The following is a 240-nucleotide window of genomic DNA, read 5'->3' on the forward strand; positions in this document are numbered from 1 at the left end:
CGTGCCGCGTGCTGGGCTCATAAAAAGCAAGCAACATCAATCTGGTAGAGCTTTGGCTGCCCCGGCTTTTGCGCTTGATGCGGCCTTTTGCTTGAGCTGCTGCACAACTGTTGTGCGCCGCACAATTATTGGGCAAGCCGCAAATTTCGCGAGCGGAACGGGCCTGCGACAGACTGGCGCGCTGCCTGTAGCATACTGATCTTTCGAGATTTTCTACGTTGCGGCGCTTGGCACGAAGCT

The 240-nt window shown here is 56.2% G+C and carries 1 protein-coding gene; it reads right to left on the reverse strand.

Annotated features, from left to right (window positions below):
- Window positions 1-240: hypothetical protein (locus AC0L3U_RS40135; RefSeq protein WP_473365231.1), on the reverse strand; the 240-nt coding region annotated here is incomplete at both ends.

The sequence above is a fragment of the Bradyrhizobium sp. Kon69 genome (assembly GCF_055807515.1).